The 23,343-nt window shown below is 36.6% G+C and carries 22 protein-coding genes; 16 read left to right on the top strand and 6 right to left on the bottom strand.

Annotated elements, in window-relative coordinates:
• Nucleotides 1-226 precede the first annotated feature (226 nt).
• The 8 genes from ACK3CR_RS07155 to ACK3CR_RS07120 all read left to right on the top strand — a co-directional run bounded on the left by ACK3CR_RS07155 (nucleotide 227) and on the right by ACK3CR_RS07120 (nucleotide 10,178).
• Nucleotides 227-1,996 carry a sigma-54-dependent Fis family transcriptional regulator gene (locus tag ACK3CR_RS07155; RefSeq protein ID WP_243519971.1) on the top strand — a complete coding sequence of 590 codons (1,770 nt, stop codon included), beginning with the start codon at nucleotides 227-229 and terminating at the stop codon, nucleotides 1,994-1,996.
• 203 nt (nucleotides 1,997-2,199) lie between these two features.
• The gene (dapA, locus tag ACK3CR_RS07150; RefSeq protein WP_488975163.1) at nucleotides 2,200-3,093 is read left to right on the top strand and encodes a 4-hydroxy-tetrahydrodipicolinate synthase; all 894 of its coding nucleotides are present in this window, start codon (nucleotides 2,200-2,202) and stop codon (nucleotides 3,091-3,093) included.
• A 23-nt stretch (nucleotides 3,094-3,116) separates the two neighbouring features.
• Complete coding sequence (locus ACK3CR_RS07145; RefSeq protein WP_488975162.1) at nucleotides 3,117-4,283, top strand: iron-containing alcohol dehydrogenase; 1,167 nt, start codon at nucleotides 3,117-3,119, stop codon at nucleotides 4,281-4,283.
• A gap of 20 nt (nucleotides 4,284-4,303) precedes the next feature.
• Nucleotides 4,304-5,617 (top strand): four-carbon acid sugar kinase family protein, encoded by a 1,314-nt coding sequence (locus tag ACK3CR_RS07140; RefSeq protein ID WP_488975161.1) that lies wholly within the window; start codon nucleotides 4,304-4,306, stop codon nucleotides 5,615-5,617.
• Between the two features lie 24 nt (nucleotides 5,618-5,641).
• Entirely contained in the window at nucleotides 5,642-6,646 is a 1,005-nt protein-coding gene (pdxA, locus tag ACK3CR_RS07135; RefSeq protein ID WP_488975160.1) for a 4-hydroxythreonine-4-phosphate dehydrogenase PdxA, read from the top strand.
• Nucleotides 6,647-6,791: 145 nt separating this feature from the next.
• Nucleotides 6,792-8,210 carry a sodium:solute symporter family protein gene (locus ACK3CR_RS07130; RefSeq protein WP_328124100.1) on the top strand — a complete coding sequence of 473 codons (1,419 nt, stop codon included), beginning with the start codon at nucleotides 6,792-6,794 and terminating at the stop codon, nucleotides 8,208-8,210.
• Between the two features lie 24 nt (nucleotides 8,211-8,234).
• Nucleotides 8,235-9,416: a sialidase family protein gene (locus tag ACK3CR_RS07125; RefSeq protein ID WP_488975159.1), complete on the top strand. Its 1,182-nt coding sequence runs from the start codon at nucleotides 8,235-8,237 to the stop codon at nucleotides 9,414-9,416.
• A 15-nt stretch (nucleotides 9,417-9,431) separates the two neighbouring features.
• Entirely contained in the window at nucleotides 9,432-10,178 is a 747-nt protein-coding gene (locus ACK3CR_RS07120; protein WP_243519984.1) for an SDR family NAD(P)-dependent oxidoreductase, read from the top strand.
• A 50-nt stretch (nucleotides 10,179-10,228) separates the two neighbouring features.
• Here ACK3CR_RS07120 and ACK3CR_RS07115 read toward each other — a convergent pair whose 3' ends face one another.
• Nucleotides 10,229-11,416, bottom strand: a complete 1,188-nt coding sequence (locus ACK3CR_RS07115; protein ID WP_488975158.1) for an RtcB family protein — start codon at nucleotides 11,414-11,416, stop codon at nucleotides 10,229-10,231.
• Between the two features lie 221 nt (nucleotides 11,417-11,637).
• Here ACK3CR_RS07115 and ACK3CR_RS07110 point away from each other — a divergent pair, with 221 nt between their 5' ends.
• From ACK3CR_RS07110 to csaA, 3 genes are all read left to right on the top strand, one after another.
• A complete protein-coding gene (locus ACK3CR_RS07110; protein ID WP_243519988.1) occupies nucleotides 11,638-12,054 on the top strand; it encodes a YfmQ family protein in 417 nt (138 codons plus the stop codon).
• A gap of 153 nt (nucleotides 12,055-12,207) precedes the next feature.
• Nucleotides 12,208-12,447 carry a SunI/YnzG family protein gene (locus tag ACK3CR_RS07105; protein WP_488975157.1) on the top strand — a complete coding sequence of 80 codons (240 nt, stop codon included), beginning with the start codon at nucleotides 12,208-12,210 and terminating at the stop codon, nucleotides 12,445-12,447.
• 143 nt (nucleotides 12,448-12,590) lie between these two features.
• Nucleotides 12,591-12,920 (top strand): chaperone CsaA, encoded by a 330-nt coding sequence (gene csaA / locus ACK3CR_RS07100; protein ID WP_488975156.1) that lies wholly within the window; start codon nucleotides 12,591-12,593, stop codon nucleotides 12,918-12,920.
• Between the two features lie 191 nt (nucleotides 12,921-13,111).
• On the opposite strand, the gene ACK3CR_RS07095 is transcribed toward csaA, so the two are convergent.
• Nucleotides 13,112-14,587 (bottom strand): L-lactate permease, encoded by a 1,476-nt coding sequence (locus ACK3CR_RS07095; protein WP_488975155.1) that lies wholly within the window; start codon nucleotides 14,585-14,587, stop codon nucleotides 13,112-13,114.
• Nucleotides 14,588-14,693: 106 nt separating this feature from the next.
• On the opposite strand from ACK3CR_RS07095, the gene ACK3CR_RS07090 reads away from it, so the two are divergent.
• Nucleotides 14,694-15,254, top strand: a complete 561-nt coding sequence (locus tag ACK3CR_RS07090; protein ID WP_488975154.1) for a helix-turn-helix domain-containing protein — start codon at nucleotides 14,694-14,696, stop codon at nucleotides 15,252-15,254.
• Nucleotides 15,255-15,283: 29 nt separating this feature from the next.
• Here ACK3CR_RS07090 and ACK3CR_RS07085 read toward each other — a convergent pair whose 3' ends face one another.
• Nucleotides 15,284-16,234: a DMT family transporter gene (locus ACK3CR_RS07085; RefSeq protein ID WP_488975153.1), complete on the bottom strand. Its 951-nt coding sequence runs from the start codon at nucleotides 16,232-16,234 to the stop codon at nucleotides 15,284-15,286.
• A 106-nt stretch (nucleotides 16,235-16,340) separates the two neighbouring features.
• Between ACK3CR_RS07085 and ACK3CR_RS07080 the strand changes: the two genes are divergently transcribed.
• Nucleotides 16,341-17,231 (top strand): AraC family transcriptional regulator, encoded by an 891-nt coding sequence (locus tag ACK3CR_RS07080; RefSeq protein WP_488975152.1) that lies wholly within the window; start codon nucleotides 16,341-16,343, stop codon nucleotides 17,229-17,231.
• A gap of 24 nt (nucleotides 17,232-17,255) precedes the next feature.
• On the opposite strand, the gene ACK3CR_RS07075 is transcribed toward ACK3CR_RS07080, so the two are convergent.
• The 3 genes from ACK3CR_RS07075 to ACK3CR_RS07065 are packed head-to-tail and all read right to left on the bottom strand — an operon-like array spanning nucleotide 17,256 to nucleotide 18,510.
• Nucleotides 17,256-17,606 (bottom strand): DMT family transporter, encoded by a 351-nt coding sequence (locus ACK3CR_RS07075; protein WP_488975151.1) that lies wholly within the window; start codon nucleotides 17,604-17,606, stop codon nucleotides 17,256-17,258.
• 23 nt (nucleotides 17,607-17,629) lie between these two features.
• Nucleotides 17,630-17,959: a DMT family transporter gene (locus ACK3CR_RS07070; RefSeq protein ID WP_243520003.1), complete on the bottom strand. Its 330-nt coding sequence runs from the start codon at nucleotides 17,957-17,959 to the stop codon at nucleotides 17,630-17,632.
• A gap of 11 nt (nucleotides 17,960-17,970) precedes the next feature.
• On the bottom strand, nucleotides 17,971-18,510 hold the full coding sequence (locus ACK3CR_RS07065; RefSeq protein WP_243520005.1) for a TetR/AcrR family transcriptional regulator: 540 nt from the start codon (nucleotides 18,508-18,510) through the stop codon (nucleotides 17,971-17,973).
• A 908-nt stretch (nucleotides 18,511-19,418) separates the two neighbouring features.
• Between ACK3CR_RS07065 and abc-f the strand changes: the two genes are divergently transcribed.
• The 3 genes from abc-f to ACK3CR_RS07050 all read left to right on the top strand — a co-directional run bounded on the left by abc-f (nucleotide 19,419) and on the right by ACK3CR_RS07050 (nucleotide 23,283).
• A complete protein-coding gene (gene abc-f / locus ACK3CR_RS07060; RefSeq protein ID WP_430238260.1) occupies nucleotides 19,419-21,047 on the top strand; it encodes a ribosomal protection-like ABC-F family protein in 1,629 nt (542 codons plus the stop codon).
• A 131-nt stretch (nucleotides 21,048-21,178) separates the two neighbouring features.
• The gene (solA, locus tag ACK3CR_RS07055; protein ID WP_328124089.1) at nucleotides 21,179-22,321 is read left to right on the top strand and encodes an N-methyl-L-tryptophan oxidase; all 1,143 of its coding nucleotides are present in this window, start codon (nucleotides 21,179-21,181) and stop codon (nucleotides 22,319-22,321) included.
• Nucleotides 22,322-22,398: 77 nt separating this feature from the next.
• A complete protein-coding gene (locus ACK3CR_RS07050; RefSeq protein ID WP_488975150.1) occupies nucleotides 22,399-23,283 on the top strand; it encodes a Vgb family protein in 885 nt (294 codons plus the stop codon).
• The last annotated feature ends 60 nt before the right edge of the window (nucleotides 23,284-23,343 follow it).

The raw sequence follows: 23,343 nt of genomic DNA, 5'->3' as shown, positions 1-23,343 counted from the left end.
CGACTCCTCATAAGATAGCTGCTTTTATTATGACATTTTTTCTGATTGTTGGATAGAGATGAACTTCTTTCTATATAAGTTGTAACGATTTATTGTGTAAAGGGATGTTGATTATCGTCTTATCCTTAAAATCTCTTTTCCACAATTATTTTACTTTTGAATAAATAGGAAAGTTTGATATATTAAAGATGTGTTTAAATTTGCAACAGAAACAGAAGGTGATGAGATGAAGGTAATGGCCATTGCACCTTATACAGGGCTAAAAGAGTTAATGATAAGTTTAGGAGAGCAGGAAGATTTTGAACTTCAAGTAGAGATTGGAGATTTAGAGGAAGGGTTGTCACTTGCGAAAAAAGCCTGTGATCAAGGTGTAGATGTAATTATTAGTCGCGGTGGAACAGCGGAGCTTATTGAAAGAAAGGTTTCGATTCCTGTTGTTGAAATAGAAGTTTCAGGTTACGATATGCTTCGTGTTTTAACCCTTGTTAAAGGTTACCCTGGTAAAACAGCTATTGTAGGGTTTTCTCCAATTTCAGAGGGAGCTGCTACAATTTGCGAAATCCTAGATATTGATATTTCTTCTTTTAAGATAACCGAAGAAGACGAAATTCAGCCTATTTTAATTAATTTACAGCAAAAAGGTTATGAAAATATTATTGGTGATGCTAGTACAACAAAGAAAGCCGAGGAATTGGGGCTAAACGGAATTTTATTAACGTCTGGAAAAGAGAGTGTATTAAAATCGTTTCAACAAGCGAAAAGAAGTTATCGTTTTCTCTCTTCTTTGCACAAAAAATATTTAATCTCACATCAGCTTCTACAAGAAGAGCAAGAGGCAATTGTTGTATATGATATAAACGGAGCTGCTCTATTTTCTAATCCTTCTTTCTCAGAGAAGATTGGGAATGAATTTGAGAATCATTTCAATATAAAAGAAGCCATCCGTTATGCTTTAACACAAGGAACATTCAAAACGATGTTGCAGATGAACGGATCTTTATGGAACATCACAGGGAATAAGCTTCAAAATGAGAGTTCAGAGCTTTTTGTTTTTCGAATAACGAAGGGACTTCTAGATGAAAGGCAGGCAAATGGTATATCTGTTATTTCACCTTCAACTGAATATATAACCAAAAACAGCTTAGGTGGAATAGCAACAAAAAGTAATGTAATGAAAGAAGCTATCGCAAATGCTGAAATGTGTGCCAATACAGATGTATCCGTATGGATCAGTGGTGAAGAAGGAACAGGAAAAAGCCGACTTGCACGATACATTCACTTTAATAGCGGTAGACGTCAGTATCCGCTTGTTGTGATCGATTGCAATGTTGTAGATGCTGATCAATGGGAAGAGTTACTAAGCACCGAAAATCCCCAGCACTTTTTCTCTAATCATGTTCATGGCAGCATTTTCTTGAAAAATGTGGAACATCTTCCTTTATCACTTCAAAAAAAGCTCGCTTTTTATTTGAATAATGAGGCCCAAGCATGTCGTTTTCTTTCTTCATCTCAGCAAGACCCAAAACACTTGCTAGAAATGGAGGAGTTATACCCGCCATTGTACTATGCTTTAGCTGGAACAATCCTTTCCCTTCCTTCCTTACGTGATCGTGCGGAAGATATTGAAAGTTTGACTCTTTTGCTTATTGGAGAGTTAAATATAAAGCTTGGAAAACAAATTGTTGGAATTCGTCCCCAAGCAGTAGAAGAACTGAAACGGTTGAAATGGAATGGCAACTTAAATGAACTAAAGCGCTTTATTCAAGAGAGTATGGTCCTTGCCAAAGGTCCGTTTTTAGAATGCAAAGACGTTAAGAGAGCTACTGTGATAAAAGAAAGAGCTGAAGTTTCAGCTAACATAGACTTGAACGGCACATTAGAAGAGATTGAGCGGAAAATCATCCAAAAAGTATGGAGAGAAGAAGGAATGAACCAAACGAAAACGGCTCAGAGACTTGGAATCAATCGCACAACCCTGTGGCGAAAGTTGAAGTAAATAAAACAGTTGCCTTTGTTAAAAAAGGTAACTGTTTTATTTTTAAACAATTATCGTCGTTTTTTGAAAATTTATAATTATTATGTTGATAAATTAAACATAAAGTAATACAATTAATATTGTAAACGCTTTACACAGTTGAAAACACATTGTGTTTCAAAAATAAACAATGAAGCTCGCTTTTGATAGAGGAGGAAATCAAAATGAAAGTAAAAGGCATCATTCCAGCGTTATTAACCCCCTTAACAGCTCAACAGAAAGTTAATGAACCTGTATTGCGTCAGCTAGCAAACTCGCTTATCGATGCAGGAGTGCACGGGCTCTTTGCTCTAGGTACAAACGGTGAGTTTCATTTATTAACAGAAGAAGAAAAATTGAAAATTGCTAAAGTGCTTGTAGAAGAAGTAAATGGAAGAGTTCCCGTTATTGTAGGGACAGGAGGGAATAGCACAGAAGAAGTGATTTCCTTGTCTAACAAGATGGAGAGATTAGGAGTTGATGCTCTTTCTATTATTACTCCTTACTTTGTTACTCCAACGCAAGAGGAGGTAATTGTTCATTTTCAAAAAATAGCTTCCTCAACTTCTCTACCTGTTCTTTTATATAACATTCCTTCAAAAACAGGGATGAGCTTAGAGCCGCAAACAGTGGCAACTTTAGCTAAGGTTGACAATATTATCGGAATTAAAGATAGCAGTGGAAACTTCGAAAATATTAAACAGTACATTTATGAAACAAAGGAAGAAGACTTTAGCGTATTAGCAGGTACAGATTCTCTTATTCTCAAAACGTTACAAAAAGGTGGCGTTGGCGCAATAGCAGCAACTGCCAATATGATTCCTGAAATAGTTGTTGATATTTACAACAATTGGTCTCAAGGTAATCTGGACAAAGCAGAGGAAGCTCAACAAAAGTTACAGCCTTTACGTGACACCTTTCAATATGGGACATTACCAGCAGCTTTAAAAAAGGCTGTAGAACTTTCTGGCCTTCCGGTCGGACCACCGAAGTTCCCTGTTCAACCGATTTCAGGAATGGAACTTGCTCATATTCAGAAGATGGTTGAGGGCTATAAGAAACAAAGTGTAAGTGAATGATAGAAGAGAAAGAGGGAGAGTAGATGACAAACTTATATCAATTTCAAACAGCTGATCATATTATTTCAGGTGCTGATAGCCTTAAAAATATAGGAGATTATCTTCATCTTTTAGATAGAGAGCTTCAAAGAGCGTTAATTGTGACACAGCCAACGATGAAACGCTTGGGTTTTGTTGAGCAAATGAAGAATGACTTAGCCAAACATGGAATTGAATCAGATATAAACATTGACGTTCTTCCAGAACCTACACTTCAAAATATTGAAGAAGTTTTCGAATCTATAAAACATCAACAATATGATTTGTTCATTGGGCTTGGGGGAGGAAGCGTTCTTGATGCAGTTAAAATTCTCTCTGTTCTAGCAACAAATAATCAATCTCTTAAAGATATGTTAGGAACGGATTTAGTGAAGAAACCAGGAATTCCAACACTTTTAATTCCGTCCACTTCAGGAACAGGTTCTGAAGTGACGCCAAATGCCATTGTAACTATTCCTGATGAAGAACTGAAGATAGGGATAGTCAGTAAGCATCTTCTTCCAAACCTTGTTTTTCTTGATCCTATTTTAACGCTTAGTTTGCCTCGGCCAATTACGGCTGCAACAGGGATGGATGCGTTCACGCATTCACTTGAGTCATTTATCTCGAATAAAGCAAATTTAATTAGTGACATGGTAGCACTTGAATCTATTCGTCTTATCTCAGCTAGCATTGTCGAAGCATATCAAAATGGTTCTTCTGTTGTAGCGCGTGAGAAAATGCTTCTTGGTTCAATGTACGGAGGAATGGCTTTAACAAGCGCAGGAACAGCAGCAGTTCATGCCTTAGCTTATCCGTTAGGAGGCAAATTTAAAATTCCACACGGTGTTGCGAACTCTATGCTCCTTCCACACGTAATGAAATTTAATATGGACGCAATTGAAGAACGCCTCTCTCTAGTAGCTGAACCAATGGGAATTGACACAAGAGAGTTATCCGAAAGAGAAGCAGCAGAAAAAGTAGTCGAAAAAATCGTGGAATGGACTAACCTATTAGAAATTCCCCAAAATCTTAAAGAGTATGGAGTAACAGAAGGAGACGTTTCTTCATTAGCGGTTTCGGCTTCAAAAGTAACGCGTCTTTTAAAGAACAATCCAAAAGAGCTAAGCTTAGAAGATATGGAAGCAATCTACCGCAAACTACTTGTTTAACGTAAAGGTGATGATGATTGATGAGAATATCCGTAATTTCTGATGATTTAACTGGAGCAAGTGATTGCGGAGGTCAGCTAGTCCAATATGGGCTTGATGTATCTGTTGTTTTGCAAAAATATCATGAAAAAGTTCAAGAAAATCAAGCTGTTATCTTCAATACAGATAGCCGTGCTTTAGCTGAAAATGAAGCCTATAAAAGAGTGAAAAAAGTAGCGAATTGGGTTCAAAAGCAACCATTTGATATTGTATACAAAAAAATTGATTCCACAATGAGAGGGAACATCGGGCAAGAAATCAATGCTGTTGCGGATGTTTTTTGTCCTGATTTTGTGTTAATTTCACCCGCTTTTCCTAAAGCAGGACGTCAAGTTGTAGATGGTATTCACTTTCTTCATCAAAAGGAGCTTCACGAAACAGAAGTAGCAAATGATCCTAAAACACCTGTAAGAGAGTCGGAAATTTCACATTTAATTGAACAACAAGCTAAACGAAAGGTTGGTCACCTTTTTTATAAAGACTTGCGAATCGGCAGCGAAAATGTGAGTAAGAAGCTTGCCCAATTTAAAGAACAAGGAATTTCATATATAACCGTTGATGCGATTGAAGAAAGAGATTTAAACTCTCTTGTCACAGCCGTTGCCCAAACAGATCTTTCGGTTGTTTGGGTTGGATCAACAGGGCTTATTAACTACTTACCACCTCTTTACGGATTACAAAAAAAAAGAGATCAGCTTCAGCTTACTTATAATAATAATCCAGTTTTATTCGTTGTAGGAAGCGTAAGTAAAGTTGGTAGAAATCAGCTTCAGACACTCCAAGATAGAACAAATACAGTTGGCTTAGAAATAAATCCTAAAAATATGCTAGCGACAAAGGAAGGGTTGAGAAAAGAAATTCATCGTATTCTAACTGAAGCTGGCGAAGCTTTTCAATACGGGAAAAATGTTGCATTGTTCTCTTCTGCAAAAGTGAAAGAAACACAAGAAATGGGAAGGAAATACGGTTATAGTGCTGTTAGGGTAAGCAACGAAATTTCAGCTATGCTTGGAGACGTTTCGCGTAAACTTATAGAAGTTTACGATCTCAAGAACCTTTTTCTTACAGGAGGAGATACCGCTCAGCAAGTATTAGAAAGGTTAAACGCAAACTCCTTTCAGCTTATGGATGAGGTGGAAGCTGGGATTCCACTCGGAAAGCTTGATAATCAAGAGATTTTTGCCGTTACAAAAGCAGGAAGCTTTGGAACTGAACTAGCAATGGTGAAATCGCTTTATAAACTGCAAGGGAGAAAAAGCGATCGTTTAGATGTTTTAAATCATAAAACGAATTAAAATTTGAAGCTTGAGGAGGCTATTATGAAACCTATTATTGGAATTACGATGGGAGATGGAGCAGGGGTAGGACCTGAAGTCATCATCAAAGCACTTGCTCATTCTTCTGTTTATGAAATGTGTGATCCGGTTGTTATTGGCGATGCAAAAATATTGAAAAGAGCCGCAGAATTGCTGGAGTCTTCTGCAGATATACATGAGATTCATGATGTTAAGGAAGGGAAATTCATTCATGGTGTGATAAATTGCCTTAGTCTTGATCTTCTTCCAGAGAATTTACCATTTGGGGAAGTTTTACCTGAGGCAGGAAGCGCTGCATTCAAATTTATTGAAAAAGCCATTCATCTAGCCAAAGAGAAAGCGATTCACGCTATCTGCACAGCACCGTTAAATAAAGAAGCGCTTCATAAAGGTGGTTATTCGTATCCTGGTCACACTGAAATTTTAGCAGAACTAACAGATACAAAAAGCTACTCCATGATGTTATCATCGCCAAAACTAAAAGTGATTCACCTTACAACTCACGTTGGATTAAGAAAAGCGATTGATTTAATTAATCCGGAAAGAACGTATACAGTGGTGAAATTAGCGCATGAAACATTATGCAGAGCTGGGTACAGTGCTCCGAAGATCGCTGTTTGCGGGATTAATCCTCATGCTGGCGAAAATGGCCTCTTTGGTGAAGGAGAAGAGGAAGAAAAACTTGTTCCTGCTATTGAAAAAGCAGCGAACGAAGGAATGAATGTGACAGGACCGTATCCGGCTGATACCCTCTTTTTCCGAGCGGTTCGAGGAGATTTTGATATTGTGATTGCTTGTTATCATGATCAAGGGCATGTGCCGATCAAAGTATTAGGACTTGAAGAAGGAGTTAATATTACAGTTGGGCTAAACGGGGGAATTATCCGAACATCAGTTGATCATGGTACAGCTTTTGACATTGCAGGAACTGGGGTTGTTGATGAACGTAGTATGCTGGCAGCTATTGCTTCAGCGGCGGAATTAGCTCCAAAAGAAGCGGTGAAATAGCATAAGGAAGTGAAGGCTTTTAAGGCCTTCTCCTTTAGGAGTATACATGTAAGCGTTATCTTTTGTAGGATAGATAGAATTGCAAAGTGATTTATAAAACAAGGATCTAAAAGCTGGGAAAGATACTTATAGGGGGATGCGGAGGATGGAAACGTTAAATCCGGGTAGTTTAACTTTTGTACTAGGTGTTATTGTCGTATATATATTATTCACAACATGGCTAACAATGAGGTTGCGAAGTAAATCGAGTGCTGAATTCAACAATGCAGCAAAATCACTGCCAGCGATTGTTGTTGGAATTCTATTAATGTCAGAGTTCATTGGAACAAAGTCTACAGTAGGGACAGCAGAATCATCATTTACAAACGGAATTGCTTCTTCTTGGTCACTGATTACTGTAACAATTGCCTTTTTCCTTTTTTCTTTCTTTCTTGTAAATAAATTTTATGGTACTGGAAAGTATACAATTTCAGGCATTATTGAACAAAAGTTTGGAAAGTCAACAAAGATGGTAGTATCCGTTATTATGATTGTAGCACTTCTTCTTGTGAATCTAGGAAACTATTTAAGTGGTTCAGCAGCTATTGCTTCTATATTAGGATTACCGCTTATGACTTGTGCTATTATTACAGCAGTTGTAAGTACGTTTTACTTCACTTTTGGAGGAATGAAAGGCGTAGCATGGGTTACCATTCTTCACTCACTCGTAAAATATGCGGGAATTATGATCACGGTAGTGGTAGCCGTTTACTTATGCGGTGGATTTAAGCCTGTAGCAGCAGAGCTTCCAACACACTATTTTACATGGGATGGAACAATTGGTGGTGCAACGATTTTTGCTTGGCTTATTGGAAATATGGGTGCTATTTTTTCCACGCAGTTTATCATTCAAGCGATCACTTCATCCAAAAGTGCAAAAGAAGCGAAAAGATCAAGTTTGTATGCTGCATTGTTATGCTTACCATTAGCGATTGCGATTGGAATTATCGGAGTTTGTGCCCGCTATTTGTATCCGAATATTGACCCTATCTATGCTTTTCCAGTATTTTTAGAACATATGAATCCTGTCTTAACAGCTATTGTCGCAACATCTCTAGTCGCTTCTATTTTTGTAGGAGTATCAACTGTTGCTCTTGCAACAACAACACTAATTATCGATGACTTTTATGCTCCAAAAGCAAAACCATCTCCTGAAAAACTTATGAAAGTAACGCGTATTACTTCTATTGTGGTTGGTTTTGTGCCTTTAATTGGGGTTGTATTAGCTCCAGAATTGCTAAGCTTGTCATTTTTTACACGTGCATTAAGAACATCTATTGCAGTTGTAGCTGCTATGGGATTTTACCTTCCATTTTTCAGCACGAATCGAGGAGCAACGATTGGACTTGGTTTGTCAGGTGTATTAACTTCTGTATGGTACTTACTTGGAGATCCATACGGTATTGATAATATGTATATTGCTGTTATCACACCATTTATCGTGATGGTGATTGATCGCTACATCGGAGGAAATAAAAACCGGAAAATGTCTGAAAGTTCAGAATTAAAGGATGCGAAAGTTTAAATAAATCAAAGGGAGTGTTAAGACATGAGTAATCAAACAACCATTACTTCAGATGGAAAATTAAAAGAGGTAACAGAAGGATTAAAAAGAACAGAAGCCTATTTACCTTCTGATTGCATTCAAAATCATGCAGCGAACTTGCTTGTTTTAGAGAATGGAGATCTACTATGCACATGGTTTGCAGGAACACAAGAAGGAATTCCGGACATTCATATTTATATGTCTCGGTTAAAAAAAGGAGAAAGTTCATGGAGCAAAGCAGTTAAAGTATCAGATGATCCAACTCGTTCAGAACAAAATCCTGTGTTGTTTAAAGCTCCAGACGAGAAGATATGGTTATTGTATACAGCACAAAAGTCGGGAAATCAAGATACAGCTATTGTACGCTACCGCATCTCAGAAGATAATGGGTATTCATTTGGTTCTATTAAAACGCTATTTAATCAAGCAGGGACGTTTATTCGTCAGCCAATTGTTGTGTTAGATAATGGTGAATGGCTTCTTCCTGTGTTTTATTGTCATACAACGAAAGGGAGGAAGTGGACAGGGCATAGAGATACAAGTGCTGTAAAAATTTCAAAAGATGAAGGGAACACATGGGAAGAATACGAAGTACCAAACAGTACTGGATGTGTTCATATGAATATTGAGAAGCTTGATAATGGAACGCTTTTAGCCCTATTTCGAAGCAGGTGGGCAGATTATATTTACAGCAGCTATTCAACTGATAATGGAAGAACATGGAGTGAGCCTAAATCAACAGAACTGCCAAACAACAATTCTTCAATTCAGTTTACAAAGTTAACAAATGGTCATTTAGCTCTTGTTTTCAACAATATGAATGCTGAAAATTGCACTGAACGAAGAGCGTCTCTTTACGATGATATTGAGGATGAAGAAAGTGAAGAAAATGTAGTGACAGAAGCGGTAGAGGATAGTGGAGAGAGAGAAGCGTTCTGGGGAGCTCCTCGTGCTCCGATGACAGTTGCTATTTCAGAAGACAACGGTGTGACGTGGCCATTTGTGAAAGATATTGAAATTGGAGACGGCTATGCAATGACGAATAATTCAAAGGATAAGCTTAACCGAGAATATTCTTATCCATCGATTAAGCAAGGTAGTGATGGAGATCTTCATATTGCGTTTACGTATTTTAGGCAAACGATCAAGTATGTTCAACTTACTGAAGAAGAAATTAAACGATAAGTGGAGGAACTTGCGATGTTGCTAGAAAATAAGATAGCGATTGTAACAGGAGCGAGTCGTGGAATTGGGAAGTCCATTGCCTTAACGCTTGCTAAACAAGGAGCTTCTCTTATTATTCATGGAACAAATGTTGAACTTCTTGAAAATTTGGCAGATGAAATCCGATTATTAGGAAGAGAATGTATTGTAAAAGTAGGAGACGTAGCAGATCCACATGTAGCTCAAAAAGTTGTCAAAGTAGCTATTCATAGGTTTGGTCGAATAGATATTTTAGTCAATAATGCAGGGATGAATATGAGAACATCTACGCTCGAAATGGAACTTGAAGATTGGCAGCGAGTGCTTGACGTAAACTTAAATGGTACGCTCTATTTTTGTAAAGCAGTTTTACCTTATATGATTGAACAAAATGGAGGAAAAATTGTAAACGTTAGCTCGACAACGGCAAAAACAGCGCATAAAAACGCGGCGCCGTCTTACGGAGCGTCTAAAGCGGCGGTAAACTATTTAACGATGCACCTTGCGTTAGAAATGTCGTCTTACAATATTTATGTTAATGCCGTATGTCCAGGTCCTGTGGAGACAGATATGAGCAGTCAATGGACAGAGGAATATCGTCAATCTGTAACAGGACGCATTCCACTTCAAAAATTAGGGAAACCGCAAAATGTCGCAGATAGCGTATTGTTTCTAGCTTCAGATATGGCTGACTTTATTACAGGAGAGACTATTAATATTAATGGTGGAACATATATGAATTAAAGGGGAAAAGGAGACTAGAATGCTAGTCTCCTTTTCAGGATGTTTATTCTTTAATGTGCTTTAAAATTATAAAGTGGTTTAATTACTTCTTCAATAGTAAGCGCGTCTTTTGTATGCTCGATAATTTCTTCCATGGACTTATATGCCATTGGACTTTCATCTATCGTAGATTCCACAACAGATGTTGACCAGACATCCTTCATTGTTGATTTATAGTCTTCAAAAGGCACGACTTGTTTTGCTTTTGTACGCGACATCAGTCTTCCAGCGCCGTGAGGACCAGAGTAGTTCCAGTCTGGATTTCCTTTTCCATACGCAAGTATACTTCCATCGCGCATATTCATTGGCACAATGACTTTCTCATCTTTTCGAGCGGAAATGGCTCCTTTTCTGAGAATCATATTATCCATATCAATATAGTTATGAATCGTATCAAATCGCTCGGTGATGTTCCACTTCATATGATGAACGATCTCCTCAATCATAGCGCGACGGTTGTAAAGGGCGTAGTTCTGGGCAATCTTCATGTCATGCATATAATCTTCAAATCCTTGACCTTCTAGATAAGCGAGTGCTTTTCTGATGTGTGGGGTCGCGACTGCTTTTAAAGCATCTTGAATTTCAGCATGCCTGCCTTCTTTCTTTAGCTTCTGAACAAGCTCTCTTTTTTGTTCGCTTAAATCTGTTAATCTTTCATATGCAAAATTTTGATAGTGCTCGGCAATTTGTTTTCCGAGATTTCGGGAGCCGCTATGAATGACAAGATAAACATCATTATGTTTACTTTGGTTCAGCTCAATAAAATGATTACCTCCGCCTAACGTCCCAATGCTATATTTTGCTCGATGAACATTAATCGGAGCTCGTACTTCATCGTATGGAATGGTATTTGATAAAAGGTGTGGATTGTGACGCATCGCAAAGCCGCTTGGAACATGTTTGCGGACCACTTCATCTAATTGATCATAAGATATTTGCTCCGCTGTTACATTTAACTTGGCAACGGCCATCCCACAACCAATGTCAACTCCAACTAAATTAGGAACAATTTTATCTCCAATTGTCATTGTTGTTCCAATTGTGCATCCAGCACCTGCATGAGTATCAGGCATAATGCGGATTTTATTATCTTTCACAAACTCTTGATCGCAAAGTTCCACAATTTGTTCTCTTGCTTTGTTGTCTAAGTTAGTCGTGAATACTTTTGCTTTGTTGTACTTTCCGCTTAGTTCAATCATATTTTTCTCCTTTAAATGTCTTATTAAGAGGTTACTATATATTGGTATATTTTTCATCTTTTATTTTTATGAGAAGTTGATTGTTTCATGATGAATGAACGTTACCTTTGAGGGGGAAGGGCAGAGATGTCACGAATATGACAAAGATAAAAGGATGCTCTTATGATAAGATAAAAGATGTAAATATTACATGTAGTTGAAGTATAATGGAGATGATTAATGTGACCTGGTTTTTTATAATTTCATTAGTTGTAATTAGTTTAGTTAAAATAATAATTGCATGTCCGCCAAACTTTCTGGCAGAACGGCTTGTAGGAAAGTTCGAGCTTCATCCAAAGCTCGAAGAAAAAGATGTAACAATTCGTATAGGGGAAAGTCAAATAGAAGGGCAAGACAAAAACGAGGTTCTTCGCTCGTTTAACGAAGCCGTTTTTTTAAATCGCTATGATCTCTTTCCTAAAACAAATGGCACCCCTCTTGTGATTGAGACGAAAAAAGGAAGCAAGGATGTTACATTTCTAGTTTATCGCTATAACGATCATGTGGACGTTTTTAAGCAATATAAGAAAAGCACTGTTGCATATCGTCTTCTTTCAGATTGCTTACAAGAACCAAGCAGAGTGGAAGCTGCTTATTAAATAAAAAAAGACGTTCAACATTATCTTGAACGTCTTTTTTGTATTAAAGCTAAGTTTGATGTTCATCTTTTTTCATTCTTCGTTAGGTTTATGAGAGAAAGAAGGTTTTAAAACGATCTCACTCTAGTCTTCCTTTTTTTATTTGCCCTTTATATGTTAAAATGTAATTATAAGGAAAAAGGGGTGTTGATCACAGTAGGCATGGACGTCGAAAAGAGAGAAAAAGAATTCGTTATTCAAGGGGGATTAGCCATAATTCATATTCCTTTAAAAGAAATTACAGAAGTAACGGAAGATGAGACATATGGTGAGAAAGAAAAACAAGCAGTACGTATTGGGATGTCATATGGAACAACAGATCGAATTGTCATTAAAACCGTGAAACAGAATTAAATTCTGTTTACAACAAACAAATATAGACATTATCAATAAAGAAGAAAGCCAGTAAAAGTGGATTTTTTCACTTTATTCCCTTATAAATATCCGGAATACTCTGTTAAATTAATAAAAACAAACTAAATCTTGGAGGCATAGCAATGGCAACAATCGAAGATTTCTTAAACTTAGATATTCGCGTTGGTACGGTTGTTAAAGCGGAACCGTTTCTGGAAGCTCGAAAGCCGGCAATTAAATTAGAAATTGATTTTGGTGAAATAGGAATTAAACGCTCTTCAGCACAAATTACAAAAAGATACGAACCAGAGCTGCTGATAAATCAGCAAGTAATTGCTGTTGTTAATTTTCCTTCTATGCGAATTGCTGGTTTTAAGTCAGAGGTACTTGTTATAGGTGGCGTACCTGAGGAAGGTGATGTGGTTTTATTAAAGCCAGATCAGCCTGTAAAAAACGGTACGCCTATTGCTTGAGCATTAAAAAATGGATTTCTACGAGAACAGGAACAAAATAGCTTTTAAAAAAACCTGCAGCTTTGCTCATAAGCAGGTTTTTTCACTTATCTTTTAAACTGTAGTGCTTGTATGTCACACTAATGTACACCTTATTTCCTAAACTTTTAAATAATCCATACTATGGCATAATTTCAACTCACTATGTATTTTTAAATACATAGTGAGAAGAGAAAAATTTCAAGAACTAAAAAACTTAACGTTCCCCCTATTATGAAAGTCATTTTTCTTTGAATAATATTCTCCTGTTTTCCAACTTTGCACACAGAAGTGCTTAATGTAACTCTAGATGGGTTCATCATAGTAATCATTGAAGAACTTACATTTTGAGTACAGGCTGCTAAAATAGGCATGGAGCCGATTTCAGCAGCTGTTTGGGTTTGCAGCTTAATAAACATTGTATTTGAAGCTGTATTACTTCCTGTTAGAAACCCGCCGACAGCTCCAATAAAAGGAGAAAGATAAATAAAATATGCTCCAAATGAGTAAGCAGCAAAGTTTGAAAGAACATGGATCATTCCGGATTTAGTCATAATTTCTGAAATGAAGATAAATAGAAATGTCGTAAGAACAACTGGAAAACATTTTCTAACACTTAATTTTAAACTTTCTAAGATGTTTAGTATCGAGAGTTTAAAAAGAATGGTTGCGAAAATACAGCTCAAAATAAGAAAGAAACCTGGAGAATATAACAATGGAAGCTCAAAATCATAGTTTTCCATTTTAATATTAAAGGTACTATTTAAGTTTTCTTGAAAACTAGGAATCATTCTAGAAGTGAGAAGAACAAACGTTAATAAAAGATAAGGGCTTATATTTTTAATGAATGTTAATTTTTCCGTGGAAGAAATATCAGGTGTTTTATTTCGTAGTTTAATGAGTGAAAACACCATAATTATTGTAATAAGGGAGCCGAATAAGCCTGCAAGTTCAACATTTATATACCTATTGCATAATAAAATACTACTACTGAGAACTAAACTGACAAAAATAATTTCGGGTAGTCTTTTTAGAACTTCCCTTTTTCCAGCGGCAATTGTACATCCTAAAATAGTAAAATAGATATAAAGAGGAAAAGACATCAAGGCACTTCCTACACCAAGCATATCTAAATCTACATCACTTAGCTCAGCTCCGATAATTGTTCCTAAAGCTAGTGTTCCCCACGGTATTGCGCATAAGCTAATTAAAGATAGAAGAGAAGCTTGAATGCCATTAAAACCTAAGGCAAGAAGAATAGGAGCTATTACAATAATAGCTAGACCAAACCCGCTAACAGATTCTATTAAAGGAGATAGTCCTAATGATAAGATTAATACTTGGTAAATTCGGTCGTTTGTTGATAGAGAGATAAAGAATGCGATTTTTTTTACAGCCCCTGCTTTTTCCATGAGATGAAAAAGTAAAATACCAAAGAATAAAATGTAGAGAATCATAAAGGTTGTTAAAGAAGTTTTAACCATAGGATGTAGCAACGCTGTTGGACTCTTATGAAAGAATGGAGATAGGGCAAGCAGAGCTGTTAAAATAAGAGTGAACACGCCTGTGAAAATAGAAGACTTTTTGAATAAGAAAAGAAGCGACAAGATACTAAAAAGGGGAAGAAAAGATAAAATAATCTTGAGCATAATAACACTTCCTATCTGTTTTATACTATAGAATAAAATATTACACTATAGTATAATTAATTTCTACCCTTATTTTTGAAAAAATTGTGTAGAAGGTGTGATAAAAATGGGTTTTGGAACAAATATAAAAAATATGAGAAAAAAACAAAAGATGACCCTTCAAGAGCTTTCTGAGCAAAGTAATGTGAGCGTTTCGATGCTTTCACAAATTGAGCGAGAAGAAAAAAACCCAACGCTTCAAGTAGCTTGCCAAATTGCGGAGTCATTACATACAACATTATCGTTCCTTATTGAAGAGCAACAACAAAAGGAAACGATCACAATAAGGAAAAAAGAACGTCTTATATACCGTGATGAACAGTCAGGATTTGAGCGACATTTATTATCGCCATCACTCCCTTCAAAAGGAGTGGAATTTATTTTAAATGTTGTTCCTCCGTTTACGGAATCGGGAACTTTTCCATCACATAAAAAAGGGGTAAAAGAATATATATTTGTAGCTAAAGGAACATTAAAGGTTGAGTTAGGGAACGGTGTGTTCTTAGAAGAGTTAAAAGAAGGAGATTCTTTTTATTTTGAAGGAGACATAGAGCATCGATTTATTAATGAGAGGGAAGAAGAATGTCATTATTATTTAGTAATTGATTCATCCAAAGGCACCTTTTAAAAGGTGCCTTTGGGTGATGAAGCATTACGTTAGCTAATTTTTGAGCTAACTTTTTTTTGAGATTTTTTTAATTTAGAATGAGTTTTGCTTCCAAAAGCTAAAATAAACACAACTCCTATGATGCAACATGCACCAAGCCATTGAAACGTTCCAAACGGTTCTTTTAGCCAAAAGACGGTTGTGATGACAGCTGCTAAAGGTTCTAAGCTGCCTAAAAGGCTCGTTTCTTTTGGAGAGAGAGATTGTAAGCTTTTAATATAAAACCAAAAAGCAATCATTGTTCCGAACACAATAATAAAAGCTAGATATAAATAAGTTTTTAATGTGAAGGATGTCCACGCTGCTGCCCATAAAGGATGAATAAAATTTAAAGCAACTCCACCTATCACCATTGCCCATCCTACCACAACAAGAGAATCATATTTCTTTAAAAGCGGCGCTGCATATAAAGTATAAAAAGCAGCGGCAACTCCAGATAACACACCCCATACGATAGCTGGAACAGGGACATACATTTGAGAAAGAGACCCGTTTGTTAATAAAAGAAAAGAGCCTAAAAGAGCTAGCAAAACGGTTATCATATCATTCGTGGTGAAAACGGTACGCTTTCGTAAAAGAAGATATACAATAATCATCACAGGTGATAAATATTGAAGCAGCGTTGCGGTAGCCGCGTTTCCATAATCAATGGCTGCCATATACGTATATTGAACACCAAGCATCCCCAATAGACCAAAGATAATAAGATGAAGAGCTGCTTTTTTATCTTTCCACACCTTAAAAACTTCGCGCGGGTTTTGCGTCACAAATTTAAGACTTAAAAGAAGAAGTCCTGCGATAAGTAAGCGAATGACTACAAGCCAATTCACATCAATATTATATTCTTGAAAAATTTTCTTAGAGACCGTTCCGCCAATCCCCCAAAAAATAGCTCCTGTTATAACTAAAAATAATCCTATTTTTCGATTTTGTTCGTTCATTATATCTCTCCTATCTTTATATCACGATATTGTTATAATAAAAGAACAAAAAGGTTAGGAATACCGATATAGGATTGAAAAGTATAACAATATTGAGGTGATCTTATTGAAAGAGAGAAGTTTTCAGATTGATGCAAATTTAAGAGAAATTACAAAACACCGTACAGAGACATTGCCTATTGCATGCTATGAAACAACCATTAGGGAAAATATAAACCGCTATATTCCCCTTCATTGGCATGAAGAAATTCAGCTTGTTGTTGTCCTAAAGGGAGAAGCTGTTTTTCAAGTTAATGAAAATCAAAGAGCTGTCAAAGAGGGAGATGCACTTTTTATAAACAGTGGCTGTTTGCACATGGCAGAAGAAAAGAAAGGATCAAACTGCGTTTATATTTGTTTAAATGTACTTCCGCATTTATTTTTATCTCAAGAGCTTTATACAACATACGGTTATCCATATGTCAAAGCTCCTCATTTATCGTATATTTTTATAGATGGAACAGAGCGATGGGGGAAAAGTATAATAGAATCGATTTTAAAAGTTAAAGAGCTCTTAAAGGAAAAAGCTCCTTTCTTTGAAATCGATATTGTGACTCAATTAACAAGGATATGGAAAAACTTAGTTTCTCATGCTTTTCAACAAAATCATCCTAAGACAAATACGCTGAAAAATGAGCGTATGAAAAAGATGCTGAACTGGATTCATGAGCACTACAAAGAGAAAATTACATTAAATGATATTGCCAGATCAGGGCAACTCAGCCGCTCTGAGTGCTGTCGATATTTCAAACGAATTTTACACACAACTCCAGTCAGCTATATAACGGAATATCGGATTCAAAAGAGCCTGCTCTTATTGTTAGAGGAAGAAGCGAGTGTTACGAATGTAGCGTATGCGGTAGGCTTTAATAGTACGAGTTATTTTATTGATCAGTTTAAAAAAGTGATGAAGATAACACCTTTTGTTTATCAACAGGAGAGAAGGGGAGAAAGTTGATATATTATTAGAAAAGCGATCATCTTACGCTGATGATGGCTTTTCTTCTTCCTTATCAGAGCTAGAAGAGTTTAACAAAATCACTCCTAGAATGATCACGGCCAAACTTATAAATGTAATAACGTTAAATGCATCTTTGAAAAAGACAATGCCAACGAGTGTAGTTAATCCAGTACCAGCACCAGCCCAGATGCCGTATCCAAGGCTTAGTGAAATGTATTTGAGAGAAAGAGCTAAAAAATAAAAAGCAAGCACAAATCCTAAGACAACCCCAAAAGAAGGAAGCAGAACAGTAAACCCGTTAGATAACTTTAGCATGCTTGTTCCAAAGATCTCGCATACAATAGAGAGAGACAGCAAAATATATCCTTTCATTTCAATTCCTCCTCTGCTATGAATCAATGAGCTTGACCTGTAGAGATTTTTAAGGCGATAACACCACAGATAATAAAAGCTAATCCGATTCCTTTTTTTAGATTAAAATGATCTTTAAAAACAACTACGCCGACAAGCGTAGTTAAAGCAGTACCAGCGCCAGCCCATATCGCATAAACCGTTCCTATAGGAAGAGTACGAATGGCTAAAGATAGAAAATAAAAGGCGAGTCCCATTCCTATTACAACTCCTATCGAAGGCAAAACCTTCTTAAATCCTTCTGACTTTTTGAGCATTGTACTGCCAAAAACTTCACATATAATCGCAAAAGCTAAAAGAATGATAGCGTTCATTCCAATCCTCCTTACTTTGTCATTTCATATAATTTTTCAAACGTTTCATTTTTTAACTCTTTTTCAATCGGAGCAATATCGAGCAGTTGTGAATAATAAAGACCGTCTATCGTTAGGCGAATAATAGCTCCTATAACAGGGTCTATTCCATCGTTTAACAGCCGATCTTGAGTATATTCATAGCTTTTAACCATTGTTTTAGAAGCTTCTGGATTCAAAAGCGACTGAGCCATTACCGCCACATTAAGCTTTGAGTTATTTTCAAGATCCCATTTTGAAAGCTCAATATAAGCTCTAGACCATTTTCCTTTTTTAATGGGATCTTTCTCTGCTTTTTCATCCAGCAACAGTGTAAATTCCTCAAAAATAGATTGTGTTAAGCCAACTAATAAATCTTCTTTACTTGGAAAATGATAAAGAAGCCCACCTTTACTAATGCCTGCTTTTTTAGCAACTGCTTCAAGTGTTAAATTGTGAAAATCATGTTCAAGAATCCACTCTGTAGCCGCTTTTAAAATAAGCATTCGTTTTGCTTCAGATTTTGCAGTCATAAAATCACCTCTATAAAACCGTCCAGACGGTCTTTTTTATTCTTTGACAATTATACCGTCCAGATGGTCTTTTTTTCAAGCTTAAAGTTTATGAAAAGAATAAACCGTCCTTAACCATCTTATAAAAACGCTACTCAAAGAAAGAAGGAACAGAACGAAAGGAAAGCGTATGTTTTGGAAAAGTTAATGAGAGAAAAGAAACAATATCTTTTACTTGAACCCTTGATAAAGGTTCATAAAGATTTGTAGAAAGAAGTCAGTTATTAATATAAATTACCTTATTCAGCTTTCCTCCTTTTAAAAAAAATCCTAAACAAGATAACAAACCCTTTAGTCCTTGCTTCATTACTTTGTTATTTAATAAATAAGGCTCTTCTTCAAGGAATAGTGAGAATCTCTTTTCATAAGAGGAAGAAGATATGCTTTAGCATGCTCTCCATTGGTGTATTTTTCCCACTTCAATAAATGAATATTTTCTTTTGCGTATAATGTAGGATTAGTCAAACTAAAGGCTCCCTTAAAATGCCACACTTAACATGGAGCAAAGTTCTAGGCATTATAGTGTATTTTATATATGGTGATAATATAGAATATTTGCGTAACTACGTTCATTATAAAAACGGCTAATGACTCAAAAGTAAATACACGGTTTTATCTCTCATAAATGTATGCTATACTTATAGTAAGAATATGACAAGGAGTGATGGGTGGACGATGATTAACTAATCTTATTTTTTTAGTTTGAAATCGGATATTTCAAATGACACAAAATAGGATTAGTCTGCCCACTTTTATAACTCTTTAGCTATTTTACAGTAGCTTATTTGTCTATGTATCGGTACGGCTAATCCTTCCAATTAATTTGGGAGGATTTTTTTGTCCTCTCATTATAGAAAAGGACGGATTTTATGAAAGAAATGTTGAAATTGCAGAATGTAAGCTATGAAGTGACGGAAAATAAGCTGTTTGACAAAATCAATGGAACGGTTCATGAAGGGGAAGTAATCGGGATTATTGGTAAAAATGGAGCAGGAAAGTCTACATTACTAAACCTGATTCATCAGCAGATACAGCCAACAAAGGGGTATATTCAGTGGCTCGAAAAAAATATAAATGTTGTGTTTGTTGAACAGGAAAAGGAAGCGTACAATTCGACCTATGAACTCCCATTACAACGAAAACTTTTAAACGAATGGAGAGTGCCGCTCCATGATTTCTCAAAATTAAGCGGTGGAGAAAAGTTAAAAGCGCGCCTTGCACATGGGTTCGCAGAAGAGAGCGACCTTTTATTACTCGATGAACCCACAAACCATCTTGATGAAGAAAGTTTAAATGTTTTACAAAGTAAAATTGATGCTTATAAAGGGACAATTCTTCTTGTTTCCCATGATCGTGCTTTTTTAGATGATGTGGTAACTAAAATATGGGCTATTGAAAACGAACAGCTTATTGAGCACCACGGAAATTACTCCAGCTATATGAAAATGCGAAAAGAAAGAAGACGCGCTGAGCAGCGTGAATATGAAAAACAGCAAAAAATGATTGAACGGATTGAATCTCAAATGGATGAACTTTCTTCATGGTCAAAGAAAGCCCATGCTGAGTCCACTAAAAAAGAAGGCTTTAAAGAATACCATCGTGTGAAAGCGAAAAGAACGGATTCTCAAGTGAAGTCGAAAAGAAAACGACTTGAAAAAGAGTTAGATAAAAAGAAAGTGGAGCGTGTCGAAGATGAATATACGGTTCAGTTTTCTATTTCTTCTCACCATAAAGTTGGAAAACGCTTTTTAGAAGTTAAAAAGCTAACAAAAGCATTTAACGAAAAGATATTGTTCCAAAATGCGAATTTTACGATTCAGCATGGAGAGAAAGTAGCGATTACAGGAGAAAATGGAAGTGGGAAAACAACATTGCTGAAAATCATAATGGGAGAAGAATCAGCAGAAGGAGACATATGGATATCGCCATCTGCTCATATCGGCTATTTAACACAAGAAGTATTTGACCTGCCTCTTGCACAAACACCAGAGCAACTTTTTTACCGGGAAACGTTTGCCGAAAGAGGTGAAGTTCAAAACTTAATGAAACACTTAGGGTTTATGTCTTCACAGTGGAAAGAACCGATTGAAAAGATGAGCATGGGTGAGCGCGTGAAATGTAAGTTAATGATGTATATATTAGAAGAAAAAGACGTGCTTATTCTCGATGAGCCCACAAACCATCTTGATTTACCATCGCGTGAACAGCTTGAAGAGACGCTATCTCATTACAACGGTACGCTTCTTATTGTTTCCCACGATCGCTATTTTCTTGAGAAAACAACAGAGACGAACCTCTTATTAACAAAAGGAAACATTCAAAAACAATTCAATAAAGTGCCCGAAAAAAGAGACAATAGAGAAGAATTGAAGTTAAAACTTGAAACGGAAAGGCAAGAAGTATTAGGGAGACTTAGTTTTATAGCTCCAGGACATAAAGAATATGAGGAACTTGACCAAAAATTTAAAGAGTTAACAAAAAGAATTTTAGAGCTTTAAATCAAAATAGACTGTAGCAAAAAAGTAGAAGAATATTTAGTTCTTCTGCTTTTTTGTTATAATAGAGAGAATATTCTATACATACATCTTATAATCAACTAAAAACCGATAAAACAGAAGGAGACATCACTATGCATTATGACATCATTATTATTGGAGCTGGATCCATGGGGATGGCAGCGGGGTATTATTTAGCAAAAAGCGGAAAGAACACATTATTGCTTGATGCATTCGATCCTCCACACACAGAGGGAAGTCATCATGGTGAAACAAGGATTATTCGCTATGCATATGGTGAAGGAGAAAAATACGTACCCCTGTTATTGCAGTCTAAAAAGCTGTGGGCTGAACTTGAAAAAGAATGGGGACAAACTTTATTTACGAAAACAGGTGTTTTAACCCTTGGTCCGAAAGATTCGAGATTTGTCCAAAACGTCATCTCAAGTGCCAAAACCTACGATTTACCACTAACCGTTATGACAGCTAAAGAAGTGAATGCAAAGTGGAAAGGCATTTCAGTTAATGAACATTTAACAGGATGCTTCGAGCCAACGTCAGGCGTTCTTCATAGTGAAAGATGTATTAAAGCATATCGTAAGCTTGCAGAGGAGGAAGGGGCGACTCTTTTGCCATATCGCAAAGTGATAAATCTTACAGTAAGTGAGGAACAGGTGACAGTAGAAACGGATAATGAAACGTTTACTTCTGAATCTCTTATTGTTTCAGGGGGAGCTTATTCAAATGAGCTGCTTTCTATGCTGCATTTAGACTTACCGCTACAGCCGATTCGCAAAACATTTGCTTGGTTTAATAGTGATGAAGAAATATATAACGAAAGAGAGTTCCCAGCCTTTGGTTTTGAGACGGAAGAAGGCATGTATTACGGTTTTCCGAGTATTAACGGGGCGGGGTTAAAAGTAGGCCGTCATGATACAGGCCATCCTGTAGACCCTAATGATCCGTTAAAAGAGTTTTCTGCATATAAGGAAGATGAGCAAGATTTGACAAACTTTTTAAAACAGTTTATTGTGCAGGAACCAAGCTTAAAGTATGGAAAAACGTGCATGTATACGATGACCCCTGATGAAGATTTTATTGTAGACTCTCATCCGAACTATCCAAATGTTGCAATTGCTGCTGGATTTTCTGGACACGGATTTAAATTTAGCAGTGCCATTGGGAAAGCGCTAAGCGAGCTCGTAACAAAAGGAGAGACTGAGCAAGATCTTTCGCTATTTTCACTAGAGCGATTTGAAAAGAAAAAACTCGTGTGAAGCACTGTTTCATACAGGAATTCTTTCCTTTTATGAAGAAGCATGTAAGAAGCTATACATAAAAAGGAGGGTTCCTTATGAAGATGAGATATAAAGAGTACAACCTTTCACTCGAAAACTCAGGTCCTTATGGAATTACGGTAGGGACGGATGGAGAGTTGTGGTTTACGCAGCATAAAGCAAACAGTATTGGACGGATTACGCTAGATGGACAGGTTACGTATACAAAAGTTCCGACCGCTGGTGCAGGTGTATTGCTTATTACGTCATCCTATAATGATGAACTATGGTTTACAGAAAATAAGGGAAATAAAATTGGGCGCTTAACATCTGAAGGAGAGATAAAGGAATATCCTCTTCCACACGAAGACTCAGCTCCATTTGGCATTACAAAAGGACCTGATGGTGATGTATGGTTTACAGAAACAAAAGGGAACCGGATTGGGAAAATTGCCTCGTCAGGGGAGATTACTGAATATAGCTTACCTGCAGGGGCTACTTTTCCGTCGTATATTGTATATGGTGCTGATGGGGCACTGTGGTTTACATTAAATCAGAGTAACCAGATTGGAAGAATTACGGTAGCAGGAAATATAACACTATTTGATTTGCCGACAGAGAACGCCGGTCCTGTTGGTATAACAGGAGGTCCTGATAACGCCCTATGGTTTGTTGAAATCAATGCGAATCAAATTGGACGCATCACCCTTGATGGAGAAATTTCAGAATATAAAATTCCTACATCACATGCTCGTCCACACGGCATTGCAAAGGGGCCTGATGATGCCCTATGGTTTACGGAGTGGGGAAGAGACCAAATTGGGCGCATTACAACAGAAGGGGAGTTTAAAGAATATCAACTTCCAACAAAAAGTGCTGAACCACATGGTATTATCCTAGGATCTGATGGGGCGCTATGGTTTGCCCAAGAATGTAATAAAATAGGTCGATTAAGTTTTTAGCAAGTAAAAGAAGTTCAAAAAATGAACTTCTTTTTTTGTTGAAAATGACTTGAACCTCTC

The sequence above is a fragment of the Priestia sp. TRM10 genome (assembly GCF_057808375.1).
This window is presented reverse-complemented; position numbering and strand designations above follow the sequence as displayed.